General features: G+C 38.6%; 13 protein-coding genes. 5 read left to right on the forward strand and 8 right to left on the reverse strand.

Going from position 1 to position 18,382, the window contains the following annotated elements; translation table 11 throughout:
• The first annotated feature begins 316 nt into the window (after window positions 1-316).
• The gene (locus AC27VX_RS20500; protein WP_488697629.1) at window positions 317-1,756 is read left to right on the forward strand and encodes a tetratricopeptide repeat protein; all 1,440 of its coding nucleotides are present in this window, start codon (window positions 317-319) and stop codon (window positions 1,754-1,756) included.
• Between the two features lie 105 nt (window positions 1,757-1,861).
• A complete protein-coding gene (locus AC27VX_RS20505) occupies window positions 1,862-3,286 on the forward strand; it encodes a tetratricopeptide repeat protein (protein ID WP_488697631.1) in 1,425 nt (474 codons plus the stop codon).
• 730 nt (window positions 3,287-4,016) lie between these two features.
• Here the strand turns inward: AC27VX_RS20505 and AC27VX_RS20510 are convergent.
• Window positions 4,017-5,183 (reverse strand): FAD-dependent oxidoreductase, encoded by a 1,167-nt coding sequence (locus tag AC27VX_RS20510; RefSeq protein WP_488697633.1) that lies wholly within the window; start codon window positions 5,181-5,183, stop codon window positions 4,017-4,019.
• A 27-nt stretch (window positions 5,184-5,210) separates the two neighbouring features.
• Window positions 5,211-5,966, reverse strand: coding sequence for a helix-turn-helix domain-containing protein (locus AC27VX_RS20515; RefSeq protein ID WP_488697635.1), 756 nt, complete (start codon window positions 5,964-5,966; stop codon window positions 5,211-5,213).
• Between the two features lie 327 nt (window positions 5,967-6,293).
• Here AC27VX_RS20515 and AC27VX_RS20520 point away from each other — a divergent pair, with 327 nt between their 5' ends.
• From AC27VX_RS20520 to AC27VX_RS20530, 3 genes are read left to right on the forward strand one after another with little or no spacing between them, the layout of a single operon-like run.
• Window positions 6,294-7,442 (forward strand): efflux RND transporter periplasmic adaptor subunit, encoded by a 1,149-nt coding sequence (locus AC27VX_RS20520; RefSeq protein WP_488697637.1) that lies wholly within the window; start codon window positions 6,294-6,296, stop codon window positions 7,440-7,442.
• Window positions 7,443-7,447: 5 nt separating this feature from the next.
• Entirely contained in the window at window positions 7,448-10,603 is a 3,156-nt protein-coding gene (locus AC27VX_RS20525; protein WP_488697640.1) for an efflux RND transporter permease subunit, read from the forward strand.
• A 15-nt stretch (window positions 10,604-10,618) separates the two neighbouring features.
• Window positions 10,619-12,007: a TolC family protein gene (locus AC27VX_RS20530; RefSeq protein WP_488697642.1), complete on the forward strand. Its 1,389-nt coding sequence runs from the start codon at window positions 10,619-10,621 to the stop codon at window positions 12,005-12,007.
• 128 nt (window positions 12,008-12,135) lie between these two features.
• Here the strand turns inward: AC27VX_RS20530 and AC27VX_RS20535 are convergent, their stop codons facing one another.
• From AC27VX_RS20535 to AC27VX_RS20560, 6 genes are read right to left on the reverse strand one after another with little or no spacing between them, the layout of a single operon-like run.
• Window positions 12,136-14,571 (reverse strand): TonB-dependent siderophore receptor, encoded by a 2,436-nt coding sequence (locus AC27VX_RS20535; RefSeq protein WP_488697644.1) that lies wholly within the window; start codon window positions 14,569-14,571, stop codon window positions 12,136-12,138.
• 29 nt (window positions 14,572-14,600) lie between these two features.
• On the reverse strand, window positions 14,601-15,119 hold the full coding sequence (locus AC27VX_RS20540) for a GNAT family N-acetyltransferase (protein WP_300689445.1): 519 nt from the start codon (window positions 15,117-15,119) through the stop codon (window positions 14,601-14,603).
• Window positions 15,120-15,124: 5 nt separating this feature from the next.
• Entirely contained in the window at window positions 15,125-15,895 is a 771-nt protein-coding gene (locus AC27VX_RS20545) for an ABC transporter ATP-binding protein (protein WP_300689442.1), read from the reverse strand.
• Window positions 15,892-16,902: a FecCD family ABC transporter permease gene (locus AC27VX_RS20550; RefSeq protein ID WP_488697646.1), complete on the reverse strand. Its 1,011-nt coding sequence runs from the start codon at window positions 16,900-16,902 to the stop codon at window positions 15,892-15,894. Before AC27VX_RS20550 ends, AC27VX_RS20545 begins: the two co-directional genes overlap by 4 nt.
• The gene (locus AC27VX_RS20555) at window positions 16,902-17,915 is read right to left on the reverse strand and encodes an ABC transporter substrate-binding protein (RefSeq protein ID WP_300689437.1); all 1,014 of its coding nucleotides are present in this window, start codon (window positions 17,913-17,915) and stop codon (window positions 16,902-16,904) included. The genes AC27VX_RS20550 and AC27VX_RS20555 overlap by 1 nt, the downstream gene beginning before the upstream one ends.
• A complete protein-coding gene (locus tag AC27VX_RS20560; protein WP_488697648.1) occupies window positions 17,905-18,381 on the reverse strand; it encodes an urease accessory protein UreE in 477 nt (158 codons plus the stop codon). The genes AC27VX_RS20555 and AC27VX_RS20560 overlap by 11 nt, the downstream gene beginning before the upstream one ends.
• Window position 18,382: the final 1 nt, after the last annotated feature.

Consider the following 18,382-nt stretch of genomic DNA (forward strand, 5'->3'; position numbering starts at 1 on the left):
AATAAATAATAATTGATTTATTTTTTTTATCTCAAAATTTGTAAAGAACATAAGTTTACTGTATTACGGTAATAATGCAATATTGATGAAAAATTTACAATTTATGCTTGGAAAAATAAATTTTTATTCTAATAATTGGCATAATAATTTATGTATATTTATAATGTAGATTGTCAAAATAGCAGTTATTCAGTTCGTGTTTTTTGGTTTTTTAGATTGAAAATAGTATACCTACTCGGTGGTATAGAAAAGAAGGCTGGAGTAATAATATCAGGTTTTGGTACATGTTAAAAACAATAAGAAATATGCAGCGGTCATGGTTAAAATCGTAACCTATGCGTTTTGTATAGGCTTATTACTGGTTATAATTTCATGTAATAAGAACTCTCCGGATAAAAGAAGGGAGGCTTTTGATGTATCATTAATCAACGAAAATTCGGAACTGCAGCTTTCTGGTGAATATGAAGCGCTTATCAGATTAAATATAAACTATCTGAAAAAAGCGGTTAGAATGAATTATCCGGAAGGGAAGGCACTTTGTTATCTCAATATAGCAGGGGTGAACGTCTCTGCGGGAAACTATGAAAAAGCGCAGTTTTTCTTTAATAAAGCAGAAAAAAATCTCGAGCATTCAGAAAATTATTATCACCAGGCAACGTTTTACAACGATTACAGTCTGTATTTTTCTCATCTGAAATCATATGATAAGGCTATAGACTGTAATAATAAAGCATTTGAATATGCAATAAAAGCTAAAGATTCAGATCTCAAAAATAAGCTTATTCCAAGGCTTTATGTGAACAGAGGAATCTATTTTGCATGGAAAGGATGGCGGGGAACATCCCTGAAATCTTTTATCAAAGGAAACGAACTTGAAAATTCAGCGTATACCAATAGTATGGTTGCTCAGTACTATTTATTTAACCAAGAGCCTGAGGCTGCGGGAGTATATGTTGCTAAAGCAGATAACCTGATGCTGAGTCAGAAAACAAGTGATGTGGAATCTCTTTGGGTTTACTATACAATGGGATATTATTATAATGAGGTTAATAATAATGAAAAAGCAGAACAGGCACTGAAAAAAGCCCTCGAAATCAATATAAAAACCAGACGTACCTATTCCTCTCATATCAATGGTGTTTATAAGGCATTAGCAGAGCTTTACAAAAAAAAGAACGACGGAGGCAGAGCATATTATTATTTAAAGAAATATATGGAAGAGGAAAACAGGCTCGATGTTGCACGGCTGTCTACCATGAATAAGGCTACTGAGAATTTCATTTCTGAAATAAAGAAAGAATCAGACTGGCATAAAAATGATCTGCCGCTGTTCATTGCCCTGTCAATTGCTGTTCTCACTATCCTGGGGGGATATCTGAGAAAGGTAATCACGGTAATGAAGGTGAATAAGAGTACCCTGAAAATGGAAACTGAAGAGCTGAAAACCCATGTATATACAAGGCAGCTGGAAGAAGTTATTGAACTCGCCAGGAAGAATGATTCGTCTTTTTTGCTGAAATTCAAAGAACTATATCCTGATTTTGTGAGTGAACTTCTAAAGATCAATCCTGATCTGGAGAATTCAGAGCTTTCTTTCTGCGCCATGCTGAAGCTGCGTTTTTCATCCAAGGAAATTGCAGATTATACTTTTGTACAACATAGATCTGTACAACAGAAAAAATACAGGATAAGAAAAAGACTTACCATTCCTGCCGATGTTGATATTTATGATTTTTTTGAAAATATAAAATCCTAAAAAGTAAAACGGTGTTTTTTCATCAGAGGATTTTTAATTCCTTTAATTTCAGGTGTTTGTTTATCATAACTTATAGATAGAATTTAGTTCAAGTACAGAAAACTCATGATACGTATTTTTCTTTCTGCTTTGCTTATTATTTTGGTTTCGTGCCATTCTCATTCTCAGGAAGAATATGAGAAAAATTTTGACGCTCCCTTGCTGAATCAAAATGAAAAGTATCGGCTTTCGGGTGAATATGATTCCCTTGTTAATCTTAATAAAAGATATTATAAACTGGCTGATAAAATAAACTATGAGGATGGAAAAGCGCTGTGTTATATCAATTTGGCAGAACTGAATATTTCCCTTGAAAACTATCAGAAATCACAGATCCTTTTTGATAATGCAAAAGAAATTCTGAAAGGTTCAGAAAATAATATTCATAAGGCAAGGTTTTATAATGTGTACGGACGCTTTAATCTTGAACTCAGAAGATTTGATAAAGCTTTCGAATATAATAGTAAGGCGATGGACTGCCTGCAGAAAAGCGGGAAATCTGAATTGAAGAATTATCTGACTTTTAATATTTATTTCAGACGCGCGCTTTACCTTGTTGGAAAAAAGCAGACTAAGCAGGCACTGGAATATTTTCATAAGGCAAAAAAGCTTGATAATACAGGACTTACAGACTGCGCTATAAGTGATTATGTATATATGTCTAAAAACAGAGATTCCGCGTTCAAATATGTAACGATTGCCTATAATAAAGCTCGGGACAGAGGAAAAGAAGATGGAATCGCTTTGTATGCCAATACCATTATGGGAGAATATTATATTGCGGATAAGCAGTATGACAAAGCAGAAGAAGTTCTTAAACAGGCACTGAAAATAGATGCAAAAACAAAACGGATCTATGCCTACTATGGGAAGTATATTTATAATGATCTCAGAATGGTATATGAGCATCTGGGGGATAAAAAGAAAGCTTATTTTTATCTGAATGCCTATACAGAGGCTAGAGATAAGACTAATACAGCACTACTGGCAACAATAAATCTGGATATGGAATCCTTTATCAAAGAATCAAGAAAAGATTCAGAAAAACACAAGAATAATATACAGTGGGTGGTTCTTTTTTCTCTTGCAGGCTTGTCATTATTAGGAGTATACGGATGGAGGATGATAAGCTTGCTGAAAAAGCGAAAAGCAGCTCTTAAAAAAGAGTCTGAAAATCTGAAAAATCAGATTAATGATAATTCACAGGAAGAAATCATGGAGCTGGCCAGAAATAATGATCCTGATTTCCTTGATCACTTTAAAGAAGCATACCCTGATTTTATAAATAAACTTCTTGCCATCAATCCAAACCTGGAGAATTCTGAACTGGTTTTTTGTGCGATGTTAAAACTTCATTTCAGTTCCAAAGAAATAGCAAACTATACTTTGGTCCAGCACAGAACTGTACAGCAGAAAAAATACAGAATCAGGAAAAGACTTAATATTCCTACCGAAACAGATACTTATCAGTTTTTTGATGACCTGAATTAATTCCAAAAAAAACTGCCTGATTTCTCATGTCAGACAGTATTCGAAATATTCTCCTTTCACCACTCAAATTTTTAGTGGTCTTGTGCTCAAATTTGGATATTTTTTATCAAAGGAAGAAAAAAACGACTACTACACAAGTACTACATGTGAAATTGATGATCATAACTTTTTGATATATAGCGGATTGTATTTTTGCAGAGAAAATGTATCCTTTTTGTAAGAATTTAAACCCATTCTCCACTATCAGGATTTTTTTTAATGATCAGCTTCTGACAGGACTTCTTTACATAATTGCTTTTATACTTTGGTTTTCCCTAAATATCTTTTGGATAATAATTTCATTTTCATGCAACTGAATTTTTATATTAAAAAGAATTTGTCCTGGATTTTGTTTTTAACATGTTGATAATTAGGTGTTTGATTTAATGCTGTATCGGTGTAGTAGGTCTTTTTTATCCTTTTTTGAATTTAAAATATAGATTTGTGGGTTAAACGATTAGTGGCATTCCTGTTATGACTTGAATTAAGAATAATCATTCAAATAATTAACTGTTAAATAAGCATATTAAAAGTTTCTCCAAAAAACTGGATCAAATGATCTAAAATGGAATTTATTTTTTCAAAATGAAAAAGGCTGCCTCAAATATTGAGACAGCCTTTTATCAATATTTTTAATAAAGCAGAATCAAAATGAAACAAGAATAAAAAGTCTTGGCATTGTGTCATCTCTCTACTGATCCGTATGATGCCCGTTAAAGAAATTCAGCATTGCTGTTAAAGCATTTTCAGAGTGCATCAGTTCTCCATTTTCAAGAGATTCCAATGTGGCTTTGGCTGCTCTTTTGCGCATGTTGACTTCATACGCTGCAATAGCTTCTTTTAATGTTTTGTAATTATTACCAGCGAGGTATTCACTGAGTTCAAGTGCGTCAAGCATAGCCATATTAGCCCCTTCACCTGCAAATGGAGGCATTACATGGGCAGCATCACCCATCAGCGTTAAATTGGGCATTGTTTCCCAGGTCTGATCTAAAGGCATATAGTAAATAAGGCGTGGAATAAATGGAGTTGAAGCATTCTCAAATAATTCCTGCCAGAGATCACTCCATTCAGAATATTTTTCCTGAAACCAAGTCAGGAGCTGCGTCTTATCAGAAAAATCTAATCCACTTTCTGCGGGCCAGTTCTCATCTGCTTTGAAGCTTGCATAAAAGCCAAGATCACCATTGCCTTTCTGACCCATCAATATATTTTTAGTGTTTCCAAAAGCCATTATTTTCCCGCCTTTAATTAAGGCATCTATATGAGGAGCATTTTCTTTTGATACATTTCCTTCCAGCATGATCACTCCGGAATAAACGGGTTTTTGGTCACTCAGATAAGGGCGTATTTTAGAATTCGCACCATCTGAAGCAATCACAAGATCTGCATACGCTGAAGTACCGTTTTTGAAATGGAGCAGCCATCCTTCATTTTGGGGTTCCATAGATACAAAATGGCTGTCCCATACTACTGTTTCAGGCTGTAAAGATTCAAGGAGCATATTTCTTAAAGGACCCCGGTCTATCTCAGGGCGGAAATGTTCATCACCGAAATCTTCTTCAGGTTTGGCTCCGTGATCACTGAAAAAGATTTCTCCCTGATCATTCATAATCAGTGTTTTATCAGCGCCGGGGCGAAAGGTTTTTTTGAAGACTTCCAGCAGCTCAGCTTTACGTATAGCGGCCAATCCGGAGTCTTCATGCATATCCAGTGGAGAACCCTGTACGCGGGCATATTTATTCGTATCTCTTTCATATACTTTTACATTTGCATTTTTCAGCTGTAAAAGTCTGGCCAGTGTAAGTCCTGCAGGGCCGCCACCAACGATTGCTATTGATTTATTGTCTGTCAGCATTTTTAATTTAAATTTTACAGGACAAAATTACTTTCCCTTCAACACAGATAATAGTACAAATCGGTCGTTTTGGTTTTTTGACAATTCCTTCGGAGCTACTCCTGAAAATTTTTTCACCTCTTTGATGAAATGATTTTGATCCGTATAGTTAAGCTCAGGAAAAAGTTTTCCTTTTGCAATATGCTCCAGAGAGGCTCTGAAACGTAATATCGTAGAATAGGCCTTTAATGATAGCCCAAGTTGCTTTGTGAAATAACGGTTGATCTGCCTGCTGCTCCATCCTGTACTTTCTGAAAGGTCCTTTACACTCATTTCGCCTTTCGATGTATAGATCAGTTCAAAAAGTTTACGTTTTCTTGCATCTATTTTTAGGGGAATAAGCTCCTTTAGTTTTTTTATAGCTTTTACACAGCAAGCGTCAAAATCCTGTAAATCATCGGAATTGAAGTTCCAGAAATCATTGGGAAGATCTTTCCCGGTATTTAATAAGTCGGCAATGGAGGTTTTTAGAATATATTCAACGGCAAGAGGTTTAAAACTGATAATAAAAGCAGTGGTATGCGGAGAAATAAGCCTTTGCTCCGGATAGGTTTCCAGCCCGAGAAGGGTAATATGAAAAACTTCAGTTGGCGATTGTGAAAAAAATAGATCAACTCTTCCGTCGGGAATGATAACCACTTCTTTGGGGGTATCGGATAGATTATGAAATGTTCCTATATTTTCCACAAAGTAAGCAATTGCTTCATCAGGTTCGACAAAATTGTAATAAAAGTCATTGTCCATACTAGTAAGGGATATATACAGGTTTTGATAAAGAAAATTACAAAAAATAGTTAAACTAAAACAAATAATTTGATCATCTAATGATGTACACAAACCAAAAGAAAAAATAGACAATGAATAATATTTTTTTTATTCACATTGCCTTTAAGAATGCAATGTGAATAAGGTTTTTTAATTTTAAAACGTTACTTTTTTATTGGAAATATACATTTTCAAATAAAATTTTAAATATTTATTTGAAAAATAATCTATTAATATCTTATTTTTATATGAATGAAATAAAAAAATGGAATCCCTCCTGTTTTTATTCTAGACACTCACATTGATATGAAAAAAGGCGCATATATTCCTTTCTTGCTGGTTATATTATTTTCCTGTGCTAAAAAAAAGCAACAGAAAGCACCAGATATACAAAACTATCAGGTACTGACGTTAGCACCCAGAGAAGTTACTGTTTATAATGATTTCCCTGCATCGATACAAGGTCAGAATGTGGTAGAAATTAAGCCGATGGTCTCAGGATATCTTCAGGATATTTATGTGCCAGAAGGAGCTTCTGTCACCAAAGGACAATTGTTATTCAGAATCAAGAATCCTCAGTATGAGCAGGATATCCTCAGCGCAAAAGCCGCTATAAAAATTGCTGAAGCCAATGTAAATACAGCAAGGATGAATGTAGAAAAGGCAAGGCCTCTGGTACAGCAGGAAATTGTCAGTAAATATGAACTGAGCTCTGCTCAATATACATTACAGTCTCAGGAAGCAGCGTTGGCACAGGCAAAAACGACTCTTGCCAATGCTCAGACCAATCAGGGATATACTTATATCCGCAGTCCTCAGAGTGGAACTATAGGCCTTATCCCTTATAAAATTGGAGCGTTGGTAAGCAGTACAGCAACAGATCCGCTTACGACGCTTTCCAATACCACCAATATATTTGCCTACTTTTCTTTAAGCGAAAAACAACTGCTGAGTTTCATGAGCAGTATGAAAGGCAGTACCACAGCAGAAAAGCTGAATAATATGCCACTTATCAGTCTGGTGCTTGCCGATGGTACTATATATCCGGAGAAAGGCAGGATGGAAACAGCCAGCGGAGGTATTGACAGCAGTACCGGAACAGCGACCTTTAAAGTGGTATTTGATAATAAACTGGGAATTATTCAGAATGGAGCAAGTGCTACCATCCGCATTCCTGTCACTTTAAATAATGCTTTGCTGGTTCCGCAAACGGCTGTCTATCAAATGCAGGATAAATCATTTGTATATAAAATGATGAAAGGAAACCAGGTGATGAGTGAGGCTGTGATAACTTCTCCTACTGATGATGGTAATTTTGTAGTGCTGAAAAGCGGGATTAATGCAGGGGATCAATTGGTCCTTAACGGGCTCAATATCAGTGACAGCACAGTCATTAAGCCAACACCTGCCAATGCAGCTGAAATTTACCGTACCATGAAATCCAAATCCAACTGATTGCCATGCTGAAACTATTTATAAGAAGACCAGTGCTAAGTACGGTGATTTCTGTAATCATTGTTGTTCTAGGGGTTTTAGGAATCAGTGGTTTACCCGTTGCTCAGTATCCTGATATTGCACCTCCTACCATTCAGGTTTCGGCATCTTATCCCGGAGCTAATACCACTACGCTTATTAACAGTGTGGTTTTTCCGCTTGAACAGCAGATCAACGGGGTAGAAGGTATGACCTATATGACTTCTTCTGCCAGTAACACGGGTTCTGCCAGTATCAGCGTCTATTTTGCGGTGGGCGTAGATCCTAATCAGGCTGCTGTAGATGTTCAGAACAGGATCAGTACTGTTCTTTCTAAGCTGCCACAGGCGGTAACCCAGGCTGGGGTAACCGTAAGAAAACAGCAGAGCAGTAATGTCCTGATTGTGGGTTTATTCAGTGAACGTCCTCAATATGATCAGAAGTTTTTGCAGAATTATGCTGCTATTAACCTTGTTCCTCAATTGCAGAGAGCAAAAGGAGTAGGGGGAGCAACTATATTTGGGGGAGCAATGACCTATGCAATGCGGATTTGGCTGCAGCCTGATAAAATGGCTGCTTACGGATTGGTACCTGCAGATATTACCAACGTTCTGAATGCGCAGAACTTTAATGCGGCCCCCGGAAAAATTGGTGATAATCTCGATCAGGCTTTCCAATATGATATTACCTATTCCGGAACATTGGTTTCATTAGAACAGTTTCAGAATGTAATTGTCAAATCTATTGGTAACGGACAGTATCTTTATTTAAAAGATGTTGCACGGATTGATCTTGGAACACAAACTTATACCAGTGCTACAGCAATCAACGGAAAGCCTGCTGTTGCAGTGGCGATCAGCCAGACACCGGGCTCCAATGCCCAACAGGTAATTACAGGGGCACAAAAAGTAATGGCTGATGCCTCAAAAAGTTTTCCTTCAGGGATTAAAATGATGGAACTGGTGAATATCAATAACTTCCTCAGCGAAAGTATTTCCAAAGTACTCCATACTTTAGTGGAATGTTTTTTACTGGTATTCCTGGTTATTCTTATCTTTTTACAGGATGTACGGTCTACTATTATTCATGGTGTTTCGGTTCCGGTATCTATTATAGGAACATTTTTTTTCCTGTATTTATTCGGATACAGTCTTAACCTGCTTACTTTATTCGCTCTCGTACTGGCCATCGGTATTGTAGTGGATGACGCGGTAGTGGTAGTAGAAGCTGTTCACAGTAAACTGGAACACGGTTATACTTCTCCCCGTAAGGCTGCAATTGATGCAATGGGAGAAATTGCTCCGGCTATTATTTCGATCACCCTTGTAATGGCTTCTGTGTTTCTTCCGGTAACTTTTCTGGGAGGTTCTGCAGGAGTTTTTTACAAACAGTTTGGAATCACTCTGGCAGTAGCAATCATGATCTCTGCAGTGAACGCTCTTACCTTAAGCCCAGCATTGGCAGCCATGTTTCTAAGGCCGCCGAATCATGAAGAAGAAGCAAAGAAAAAAGGTTTATTACAAAGGATGAAATCAGGTTTTAATTCCAATTATGAAAAACTGATTAATAAATATACAGATACAGTAAGCTTTCTTATAAGAAGAACATGGCTGACAGTGGTGTTGGTAATTATTTTTGGCGGATTGTTTTATGTGACTATTAAAAGTGTAGCCTCCAGTTTCGTTCCTTCAGAGGATATGGGGACTATATTCGTTAACGTAACTCTTCCGGTAGCCGCCAGTAAAGAAAGAGTACAGGCAGTCAATACCCAGATCGACCATATTGCACATACAATCCCTGAAGTACAGGCTTCTATGACTACGTTGGGGCAAAACCAGCTTGGAGGAAGCGGGAGTTCATACGGGATGCTTATTTTAAGGCTTACTCCATGGAGCCAGCGGCCCGGAGTTACAGATAAAGATGTCATACAACAGCTTACAGAAAAAACAAAACATATACAGGGAGCTTCTATTAATTTTATGCAGCAGCCTACCATTAGTGGTTTCGGAACAAGTGGCGGATTTACTTTTCAAATAGAAGACAGAGGAGGGCATAGCATTGGTGATTTTTATAACGTTGCCCAGAATTTTCTTGCAGCACTTAATAAAAGAAGTGAAATTCAATATGCAGCAACAGCATTCAATCCTAATTTTCCGCAATATGAAGTAGACGTAAATGTCGCAAAATGTGAAGATAACGGAATACAGCCTTCTGATATCTTAAACCTTATGAATGTGTACTACGGAAGTTCATACATCAGCAACTTTACAGAATTTGGACAGCAATATCAAATTATTCTTCAGGCAGACAATCCTTATCGGGGAACTGTAGAGCAGATGAATAATATTAAAATCAGAACCCAAAGCGGAACGATGAGCCCTATTTCAGAATATATTACCATGAAAAAGGTATATGGACCTTCTTCTGTTTCAAGATTTAATATGTATAATGCGATCTCGGTAAGTGGATCTCCCAATGCAAGCTACAGTACAGGGCAGGCAATGCAGGCAATCAATGAAGTGGCAGATCAGACTCTTCCTCCCGGATACAGTTTTGAATACAGTGGAATCAGTAAAGAAGAGCAGAGCTCCGGCTCTCAGGCGGGAATTATATTCCTTTTGAGCCTATGTTTTGTTTATTTGCTTTTAAGTGCATTATATGAAAGTTATATTCTCCCGTTGGCAGTTATTCTTTCGCTGCCGGTAGGACTGAGTGGTATTTTCGTTTTTGCCAAGTTATTTGGAATAGATAATAATATTTATGTGCAGATCTGTATGGTAATGCTGATAGGGCTCTTGGCCAAAAATGCTATTTTAATGGTAGAATTCTCACTTGAAAAGAGACATGAGGGGATGAGTCTGCTGGACAGTGCTCTGGCAGGAGCGAAAATCAGAATAAGACCTATTCTGATGACTTCCCTGGCTTTTATTTTTGGATTAATGCCTTTAATGTTCTCTACCGGTGTGGGAGCCAACGGAAATAAATCCATTGGGATAGGGTCTATTGGTGGAATGCTGTTTGGGACCTTATTGGGAATTTTCGTTATCCCCGGGCTGTATGTAATTTTCCAGGGGCTGCAGGAAAAAGCAGTAAGCAGTAAATATGACGAAAACGACGAACTGATTGTTGAAAATAAAAAATAACCCTCCGGTAAAAGTATGATACATTGGAAAAAACAATATACTATTTCTGTACAGGTTTCGGCCTTATCAATTGTGCTTTTCAGCTGCGATGTTGCCAGACCTTATACAACAAGTCAGACTGTTCCGGATAGTTTGTACGGAGAAACCGGGGCAGATTCCAGTAAGAACATGGCTGTACTTTCGTGGAAGGAAATCTTTAAAGATCCCTTATTGCAGGACCTTATTTCTGAAGGAATTGCTAATAATCTGGATTTGAAAACGGCAGCGGCAAACCTTAAGGCAGCCGAGGCTAATTTTGTACAGAGTAAACAGGCATTTCTGCCTTCACTTTCAGGAAATGCTTCTGCAGGAGCATATGATCCATCCAGTTCGCAGGCCTCTGCTTCACAGATCTATCAGCTTTATGCCCTTTCATCATGGCAGGTAGATATTTGGGGTAAACTCAAAAGTACCAAAAGATCAATGTATGCCACTTATCTGGCGAGCGAGGCGTATCGACAGGCTGTGCAAACGCAGCTGATAGCGAATATTGCTGTAACTTACTATCAATTATTGGCTTATGATGAGCAATTGAATATTGTACAGCAGTCTCTTGATGTGTATTCTAAAGATACAGAAACCATGAAGATCTTAAAAAACAGTAATGTGGTAACTGGTGCTGCTGTAGTACAAAGTGCAGCCAACTATTATGCTGTAAAATCTACTGTGCCTGATATTAAAAACAATATTCGGCAGAGCGAAAACACGATGGCTTTACTACTTGGCCGGACACCGGGGCCTGTAAAAAGGGATGCCATTTTTAATGAGCAGGTATATAGTGAATTGTCAGTGGGAGTTCCCGCTCAGTTATTAGCCAACAGACCTGATGTAAAGGAAGCCGAGCTGCAGCTCAGAAGTAATTTTGAACAGATCAATGTAGCCAGAACGGCTTTCTATCCTGCCTTAACAATAACAGGGCAAGCAGGTTTATATGCAACACAGCTCAATTCATTTTTTAATGCCGGAGCTTTTTTTGCCAATATTGTTGGAGGGTTGGTGCAGCCGATTTTTAATAACGGGCTTAATAAGCAAAAGCTGAAAGTAGCACAGGCTAATTATGAAGCAGCAGAATACAATTACAGCAAGGTTTTATTGACCGCAGGACAGGAAGTATCCAATGCTTTATATCAATATCAGATGGTAGAGGAGAAGTTTTCCTCCCGAAAAGAGCAAATTGCTAATCTTGAAAAAGCGGTTTACTTTACAAAAGAACTTTTAAAATATACCAGCGCAACCAATTATACAGACGTTCTCACTTCAGAGCAGAGTCTTTTAAGTGCAAGGCAGAGTGCTGTTACAGATAAATTGCAGCAGCTTCAGGCGGTAGTCAACCTGTATGCAGCTTTAGGAGGAGGATGGAAATAAGCATTTTTTATCTATAAATGCTCGATACTTTAACCTTATATAGTATTTATTGACGGTTTTAATGATTCAAAAAAATAAAAAACCCGAACTGTAAAATACAGCCCAGGTTCTATCAAGATTAAAAAAAATTAAAAAGAATACCCTACAGAAACCATTACATTTCTTGGAGCTCCCGGGAATCCTCGTGTATAATCAAACCCGCCCAGGAAATAATATTTATCAAAGATATTATTGACATTCACTGCCATTTTCATTTTTCCGATGTGATAATAGACCGCTGCATTTACTGTAGTATAAGATGGCCACTGTCCCCAAAGTGCATTTCCTCCGCTGTCTTTGCCAATGCTGTTATCCATACGTCTGGTGTCTACATAATAGACTCCGGCACCGAAACCAAGCCCTTTCAAAGCGGTAGTAGAAAAGACATATTTCATCCACATACTGGCCATATTCTTAGGAGCTCCCGGTAATGCCTGCCCAACTTCAGAAGCTATGGATGAAGATTTTACCTCCGTGTAGTTATAGGTATAATTTCCCATAATCTGAAACTCTCTGGTGAGCTGTCCTCGGATGTCCAGTTCCACCCCTTTGGAAAGGGCTTTTCCAGACTGTCTGTATACCGGAAATCCGGTGGTACTGATCTCTCCCGTAGCAATGAGCATATTTCTGCGCTCAATCTGGAAAAGAGACAGATCCATTTGTAGCTGGTTCTTGAAAAATCCGGTCTTAAGCCCGGTCTCAATCTGGAAGCTATGTTCAGCACTAAATGCCTTATCGGCACCGTAATCCTGATAATTTTGGATGAAATTTGCTCCTACAGGAGCGAAACCTTGTGAGTAGCTTGCAAAATAGTTGATCTGATCATTGATTTGATATGTTAATCCAATTCGGGGCAGCCATGCATTTTGTGTAGCGCTGTAACGGTTGGCAGAACTGATCGTTTCCGAATAATAATGTTCGTGGCGGAGTCCCAGAATAAGTTTCAGCCTTTCAGCAAAAGATATCTGATCCTGTACATAGATTCCTGTGGTCTTATACGGGCTTAAAAAAGGATAGCTTCCTTGTGGCAGCCATACATAATTGGTAAGATCATGCGTTGTATAGGTCGGATTATTAAGATCAAAGGTCAGAGGAACTACTTTTCCGTCTACTTTCTGCTGCCGGGCCTCCCGCTGCTGATTATTGCTGTCTCCTTCATATTGCGCATAATCTACTCCGGCTATCAGATGATGCTGTATTTTACTTCCTGTAAGATCCCATTTCAGGTATACTACAGAATTATCTGTGTAATCTTTTCCGTGACGGTCAAAGAAACGCATGTTCATAATTGTATTGTTGGGAGCATCAGCATAGGTGTTCAGTGTACGGTGTTCATTAACGTCTTCCTGGTAAACCGACTTCATATAGCTGGCGTTTAATGACAGATTATGGGTAAGCCGCTGGCTGAACCTTGCGCTTAAGGATAAAGTTCTGGTGTTGTAAAAGTCTGAAGGCTGGCTTAATGTAAATGAGCGGGGTAGGGCATAAAAATCGTTATTCCTTAAACCCATTCCACGGTCCAGATACCCATGGAACTGATCATATACCAGGTCTATATCCAGCTGAGTTCCATCAAGAGGTTTAAAAGTAAATGACGGAGCAATCATAAAGTTTTTTTGCTGATTGACATTTCTGAATGTTTTGCTGTCTTCATATCCGGCATTCAGACGGTATAGAATTTTCTTGTCTTTATCCAGAGGTCCTGTAAGGTCAATACTCGTCCGGATTGTCTGAAAACTGCCGACTGAGAAATTAACAGATCCTTTTTGTTTGTCCAAAGGCTTTTTAGTTACCATATTGATGGTTCCTCCGGGAGTAATATCCCCGAATAATGACGCTCCCGGACCTTTTAAAACAGAAACACTTTCCAGATTGATCGTTAGCGGTGACCGGTAATAGCTGTTTCCGTAACTATAACCTGACCGCAATCCGTTGACAAGACGGATACCGGTTTCATAGCCACTTTTAAAACCACGGATAATGAGGTCATCATAAGACGAAGCTGTGGTGACACCTGCCAGATCCTGTGCTATTTCACGGGTGGTATAAGCCTGTTTGTCCTCCATAAATTCGCTGCTTACAATAGATACAGACTGTGGAAGATCTTTAAGATTACCGGAAAATTTTCCACCCAGTTCCAAAGTATTGGTGAGATAAGAATTATTTCTGCGGGCTGTGACCAGAATTTCCTGAATATCTGTTTGATTTTCAGCCATACGGATCGTTATTCCATTTTTATCATCATAAGAAAGGGAATCCAGAGTAATAGTAGATCCTGAATACCCTTTGGCATTAATCATCAACTGAGCCGGATACTGAACCGGATTGCCAAATTGAAATTTTCCATCTTTATTCGTAATGGCCGATGTTCCCTGGTTGATAGAAACCGTCGCATTGGAAATTATTTTACCCTCCTGATTCAGTACCGTTCCGAAAATAGTATGGGTTTCCTGTGCCGATAAGGCAAAAGGAAGTAAGAGTATTATACCATTGATGTATAATACCTTTTTGGTGATGTGCTTCATTGTATCTTTCTACGCTGCCGTAGTGTTTATTATTTTGTTGTAATCATTAATTCCATATGCAATGTGGGATAGGTACCTTCATAGCAGGATTTCAGTAATTTAAATTCCTGTTTCAGCCAATAATCATAGGCTCCCTGCAGGAAAGGATGAGTGTGGAGGTATAAGCGTCTTATATGTTTCTGTTGTGCTGCTATTACCAGTTCCTGAAATAACCGGGACGCAATTCCTGTTCTTCTGTATTCCGGGTTAACGAACAGCCTTGCTACTTCTACTGTCGTTTCTTCATCAATGTTCAGATGGGAAAAACGGTAGTCATAGGGCATCATTCCGATAACGCCAATCAGCTTTCCGGCTGCTGTTCTGGCTTGTAAAAAAGCTCCGGTAGGAGACTGAATATAGTTTTGCTCAAAGTTGACCAGATCTTTTGGAACAATCAGAGGATCAAGTAACGGATACAGCTGACGTCTGAATTCCATCACGTATGGAAGGACTTCAAAAACATGGTAGTCTTCTACTGCTGAAATAATTATTTCTTCATGATTTTTCATATATTCTATTTTAATTGAGGTGTGAATATTGGGCTTCCCTGGTTGTCGGATACGGATAAAGGAACCTGGTAGGTATCTTCCAGAAGCTTTTTCAGCACGTCTTTTTCCAGTGATTGAACAGGGGTCAGTTCATGGTGGTGCATTACAAAAAAATCATCTCCAAAAAGAAAAGCGAGATTAGGATCATGCATCACGCACAAAACTGTAGTTCCCTCATTCACCAGCTGGCGGATGGCTTCCAGAACGGATACCTGATAATGCAGATCCAGATGATTGGTAGGTTCATCAAGCATCAGAACATCAGGTTTCTGAACCATTACCCGGCATAAAAGTACCAGCTGACGCTCTCCACCGGAAAGAGAGGTATAGGGTTTATCCTTTAAATGGATTAAATTAAATTTCTGCAGGATATTCTCAACTTCTTTATAGTCCTGTTTTTGGGGAGAAAATCTTGAAAAAGTGGCCCTGCCGGTTAATATCACATCAAAAACAGTGAATGGAAAAGTAGTTTGATGGATTTGGTTTAAAAATCCCAGACGGATCGGTTTTGAAGTTCCTATTTTAATTTTTCGACGCTCCTTATCTCCGATCCGGATATTGCCCCGATAGCGCTTTTCCAGCCCGGCAATGATCTTGAATAAAGTAGATTTACCACTTCCGTTTCTTCCAAGAATGACAGAAAGTTTACCCTTTTGAAATTGAGCATTTACATTCTTCAGGACTTCATCTTTTCCATAACCGAAAGAAAGCTGTTCTATAGAAATAATATTGTTCATGAGTTCCAGTTTATGGCGTTTCGACGCATTAAATAAATAAAAACAGGAGCTCCTATAATCATAGTAAACACTCCGATCGGAATTTCAAAGGGCATCGCTGTACGTGAAAAATCATCAATTAACAGTAAAAAAGTTCCTCCGATACTTATATTGGCCCAAACTGTAATGGAATTGTTTGGCCCGAAAATCATTCTGCTGATGTGAGGGACAATTAACCCAAACAGGCTGATCACTCCTACGGCCGCTACTGATGATGCCGTAATCATGGTTGCTGCTGCCATCAGGATCAGTTTCAACACTGTCGGATTAACTCCAACAGCCATTGCCTCCTGATCTCCCAAAGCTAAAAGGTTGAGCTTCCAGCGAAGAATAATGATAATAAAAAGACCAATAAGAACAGGAAATATTGCAGTATGTACTTTCTGCCATGAAGCTGTGTGCAGGTTTCCCATGGTCCACTGTATAATAGCCTGTAATTTATAAGGATCACTCAGGTATTGTAACACCGTCAGTAAAGCAGTAAACACTCCTGACACAATCATTCCTGCAAGAACCATACTTACAATGGAGGTTTTGGCTCCGGCATAAGATACAAGGTAGGTAACTGCCACAGCGATGACTCCAAAAATAAACGCCGAAGTATTGACTGCCATAACAGGGAATAACATCGCTAATGCAGCGCCAAATGCGGAGCCTGAAGAAATTCCAAGAGTGAACGGGTCAACAATAGGATTTCTGAAAACAGCCTGCAATACTCCTCCGGAAGAAGCCAGAGAAGCCCCCACCAGAAAAGTTAGAATAATCCGGGGTAGACGGACCTGCCACAGGATTGTAGGCAGACTTCCCTGTAGGACAAGATCGTCTTTAGAAATACCTAATTCCAGAGCTATATGATGAAATAGTTCTCCAAAACCGATATTCTGGCTGGAGCCTATGATCAGTGAGATACATAACAGGATAATAGGTAATAGGATCAGTAAAGCTCCTTTTTTAACGCTCTTTATCATCAGATCAACCCTTTTTTTCCATAGATTACTTCAAAAGCTTTTTTTACATCCTGATCCAGCTGTTCCTGTGTATACTCCGGCATACACCAGTGGCGAAGCTGTTTCGCAAACAGCATAAACTTCACAGTATGCGGATCATATGGGAATGATGGTGACATTACGAAGACCTGCTTATTTTTTACGGCTGGGAGAGCTGCCAGCTCCTTCAGGCTGTAAACGTCCGACAGTTTGGAATTCCATAGAACAATCAGATCAGGGTTCCATTTGTACATGGTTTCTGCGCTGATATTAGGTGCTTCTACGGGAACCGGACATACATTTTGGGCTCCTGATAATGTAATAGCCATATCAATCAGGCTTCCTTTTCCTGAAGTAGACATAATACGTCCTTTTGACCAGGCATAATAAATTTTTTTCGGAGAAGTTTCTCTGGAGGCTCTCATTTTTTTTACTTCTTCAGAAACGTATCTCGTAATTTCCTCTGCGCGTTTTTGCTTTCCAAGCAGCTTCCCTACATTTTTCAGCTCATCAAGAATTTTTTCATCGTTTAAAGAAGAAAAAGTAAATACAGGAATTCCCAGATTTTCAATTTGGGTAATATTATCCTGATCTGTATTGAATGTGAGTACCAAATCAGGTTGGAGCCCAACAATACTTTCTGCATTGCTGGATTGTCCTCCGAAAGTGGGTGTGGGAATGCTTTTATTTTTAATCCGGTCATCCAGCTTGGACAGAAAGTTGTAAGTGTCTTCCATTTCATAAATCTGCTGAGGAATTCCTACAATTTTTTCACCTGCCTGAAGCATATAAACATCATCTACAAGGGCATTGTATAAAACTACAACGCGCTTTGCTTCGTGGGGAAGGATTATTGTTTTTCCTCTGCTGTCTGTTGCGGTGACTTCGGTATTGGCTGAGGTTTCTTTATTACCCGAATTTTTTGGGTTATTACAGCTCTGCAGCATTAATATAACCGCAGAAAAGCTTGTAATAAAAAGATTTTTAATTTTCATGTGTTTTATTTTTTACCAGATATCGAAGTGACTGATGAGATAGCAGCTGTGTGTCTGTAAGCTCAATGCGTTCACCATACCTGAACGATAGCTGTTCATACAGACGTCCGTCATAAGGAACTGCAAATTGCTGGTTTGAGGTTAAAAATACAGGAAGATGCTGATTGCCGATAAAGTAGCAGAAGTCTGCAGCTTCAGTATCATTTTTTGCAGAAAAACATATGGTAAGACAGGGTTTGATCGTAATTACAGCGGCTAGTTTCCCATTACAATATAAATGATCTCCCTGCTGCCATTCCTTAAGGTTGCCTAATCTCAGCTCTAAAACTATCCCGGATCTGGTAATCCGGGTTAATTTTTGCTTTTTATTTTCAAACCATTCGAGTTCCAGAATATCAGGATAAGAATCATTCGGATTTTCTCCTGTTTTCACATCATCTATTACGATTGGCTGTATTGTATTCATA

The organism is Chryseobacterium sp. 14P4.3.2 (assembly GCF_057799275.1).

Bases quoted from the DNA above. Each gene is read 5' to 3' on its own strand.
- AC27VX_RS20515 (WP_488697635.1), bottom strand. From the start codon at position 5,966: ATGGACAATGACTTTTATTACAATTTTGTCGAACCTGATGAAGCAATT.
- AC27VX_RS20505 (WP_488697631.1), top strand. From the start codon at position 1,862: ATGATACGTATTTTTCTTTCTGCTTTGCTTATTATTTTGGTTTCGTGC.
- AC27VX_RS20550 (WP_488697646.1), bottom strand. From the start codon at position 16,902: ATGATAAAGAGCGTTAAAAAAGGAGCTTTACTGATCCTATTACCTATT.
- AC27VX_RS20500 (WP_488697629.1), top strand. From the start codon at position 317: ATGGTTAAAATCGTAACCTATGCGTTTTGTATAGGCTTATTACTGGTT.
- AC27VX_RS20545 (WP_300689442.1), bottom strand. From the start codon at position 15,895: ATGAACAATATTATTTCTATAGAACAGCTTTCTTTCGGTTATGGAAAA.
- AC27VX_RS20560 (WP_488697648.1), bottom strand. From the start codon at position 18,381: ATGAATACAATACAGCCAATCGTAATAGATGATGTGAAAACAGGAGAA.
- AC27VX_RS20555 (WP_300689437.1), bottom strand. From the start codon at position 17,915: ATGAAAATTAAAAATCTTTTTATTACAAGCTTTTCTGCGGTTATATTA.
- AC27VX_RS20520 (WP_488697637.1), top strand. From the start codon at position 6,294: ATGAAAAAAGGCGCATATATTCCTTTCTTGCTGGTTATATTATTTTCC.
- AC27VX_RS20540 (WP_300689445.1), bottom strand. From the start codon at position 15,119: ATGAAAAATCATGAAGAAATAATTATTTCAGCAGTAGAAGACTACCAT.
- AC27VX_RS20510 (WP_488697633.1), bottom strand. From the start codon at position 5,183: ATGCTGACAGACAATAAATCAATAGCAATCGTTGGTGGCGGCCCTGCA.
- AC27VX_RS20530 (WP_488697642.1), top strand. From the start codon at position 10,619: ATGATACATTGGAAAAAACAATATACTATTTCTGTACAGGTTTCGGCC.
- AC27VX_RS20525 (WP_488697640.1), top strand. From the start codon at position 7,448: ATGCTGAAACTATTTATAAGAAGACCAGTGCTAAGTACGGTGATTTCT.
- AC27VX_RS20535 (WP_488697644.1), bottom strand. From the start codon at position 14,571: ATGAAGCACATCACCAAAAAGGTATTATACATCAATGGTATAATACTC.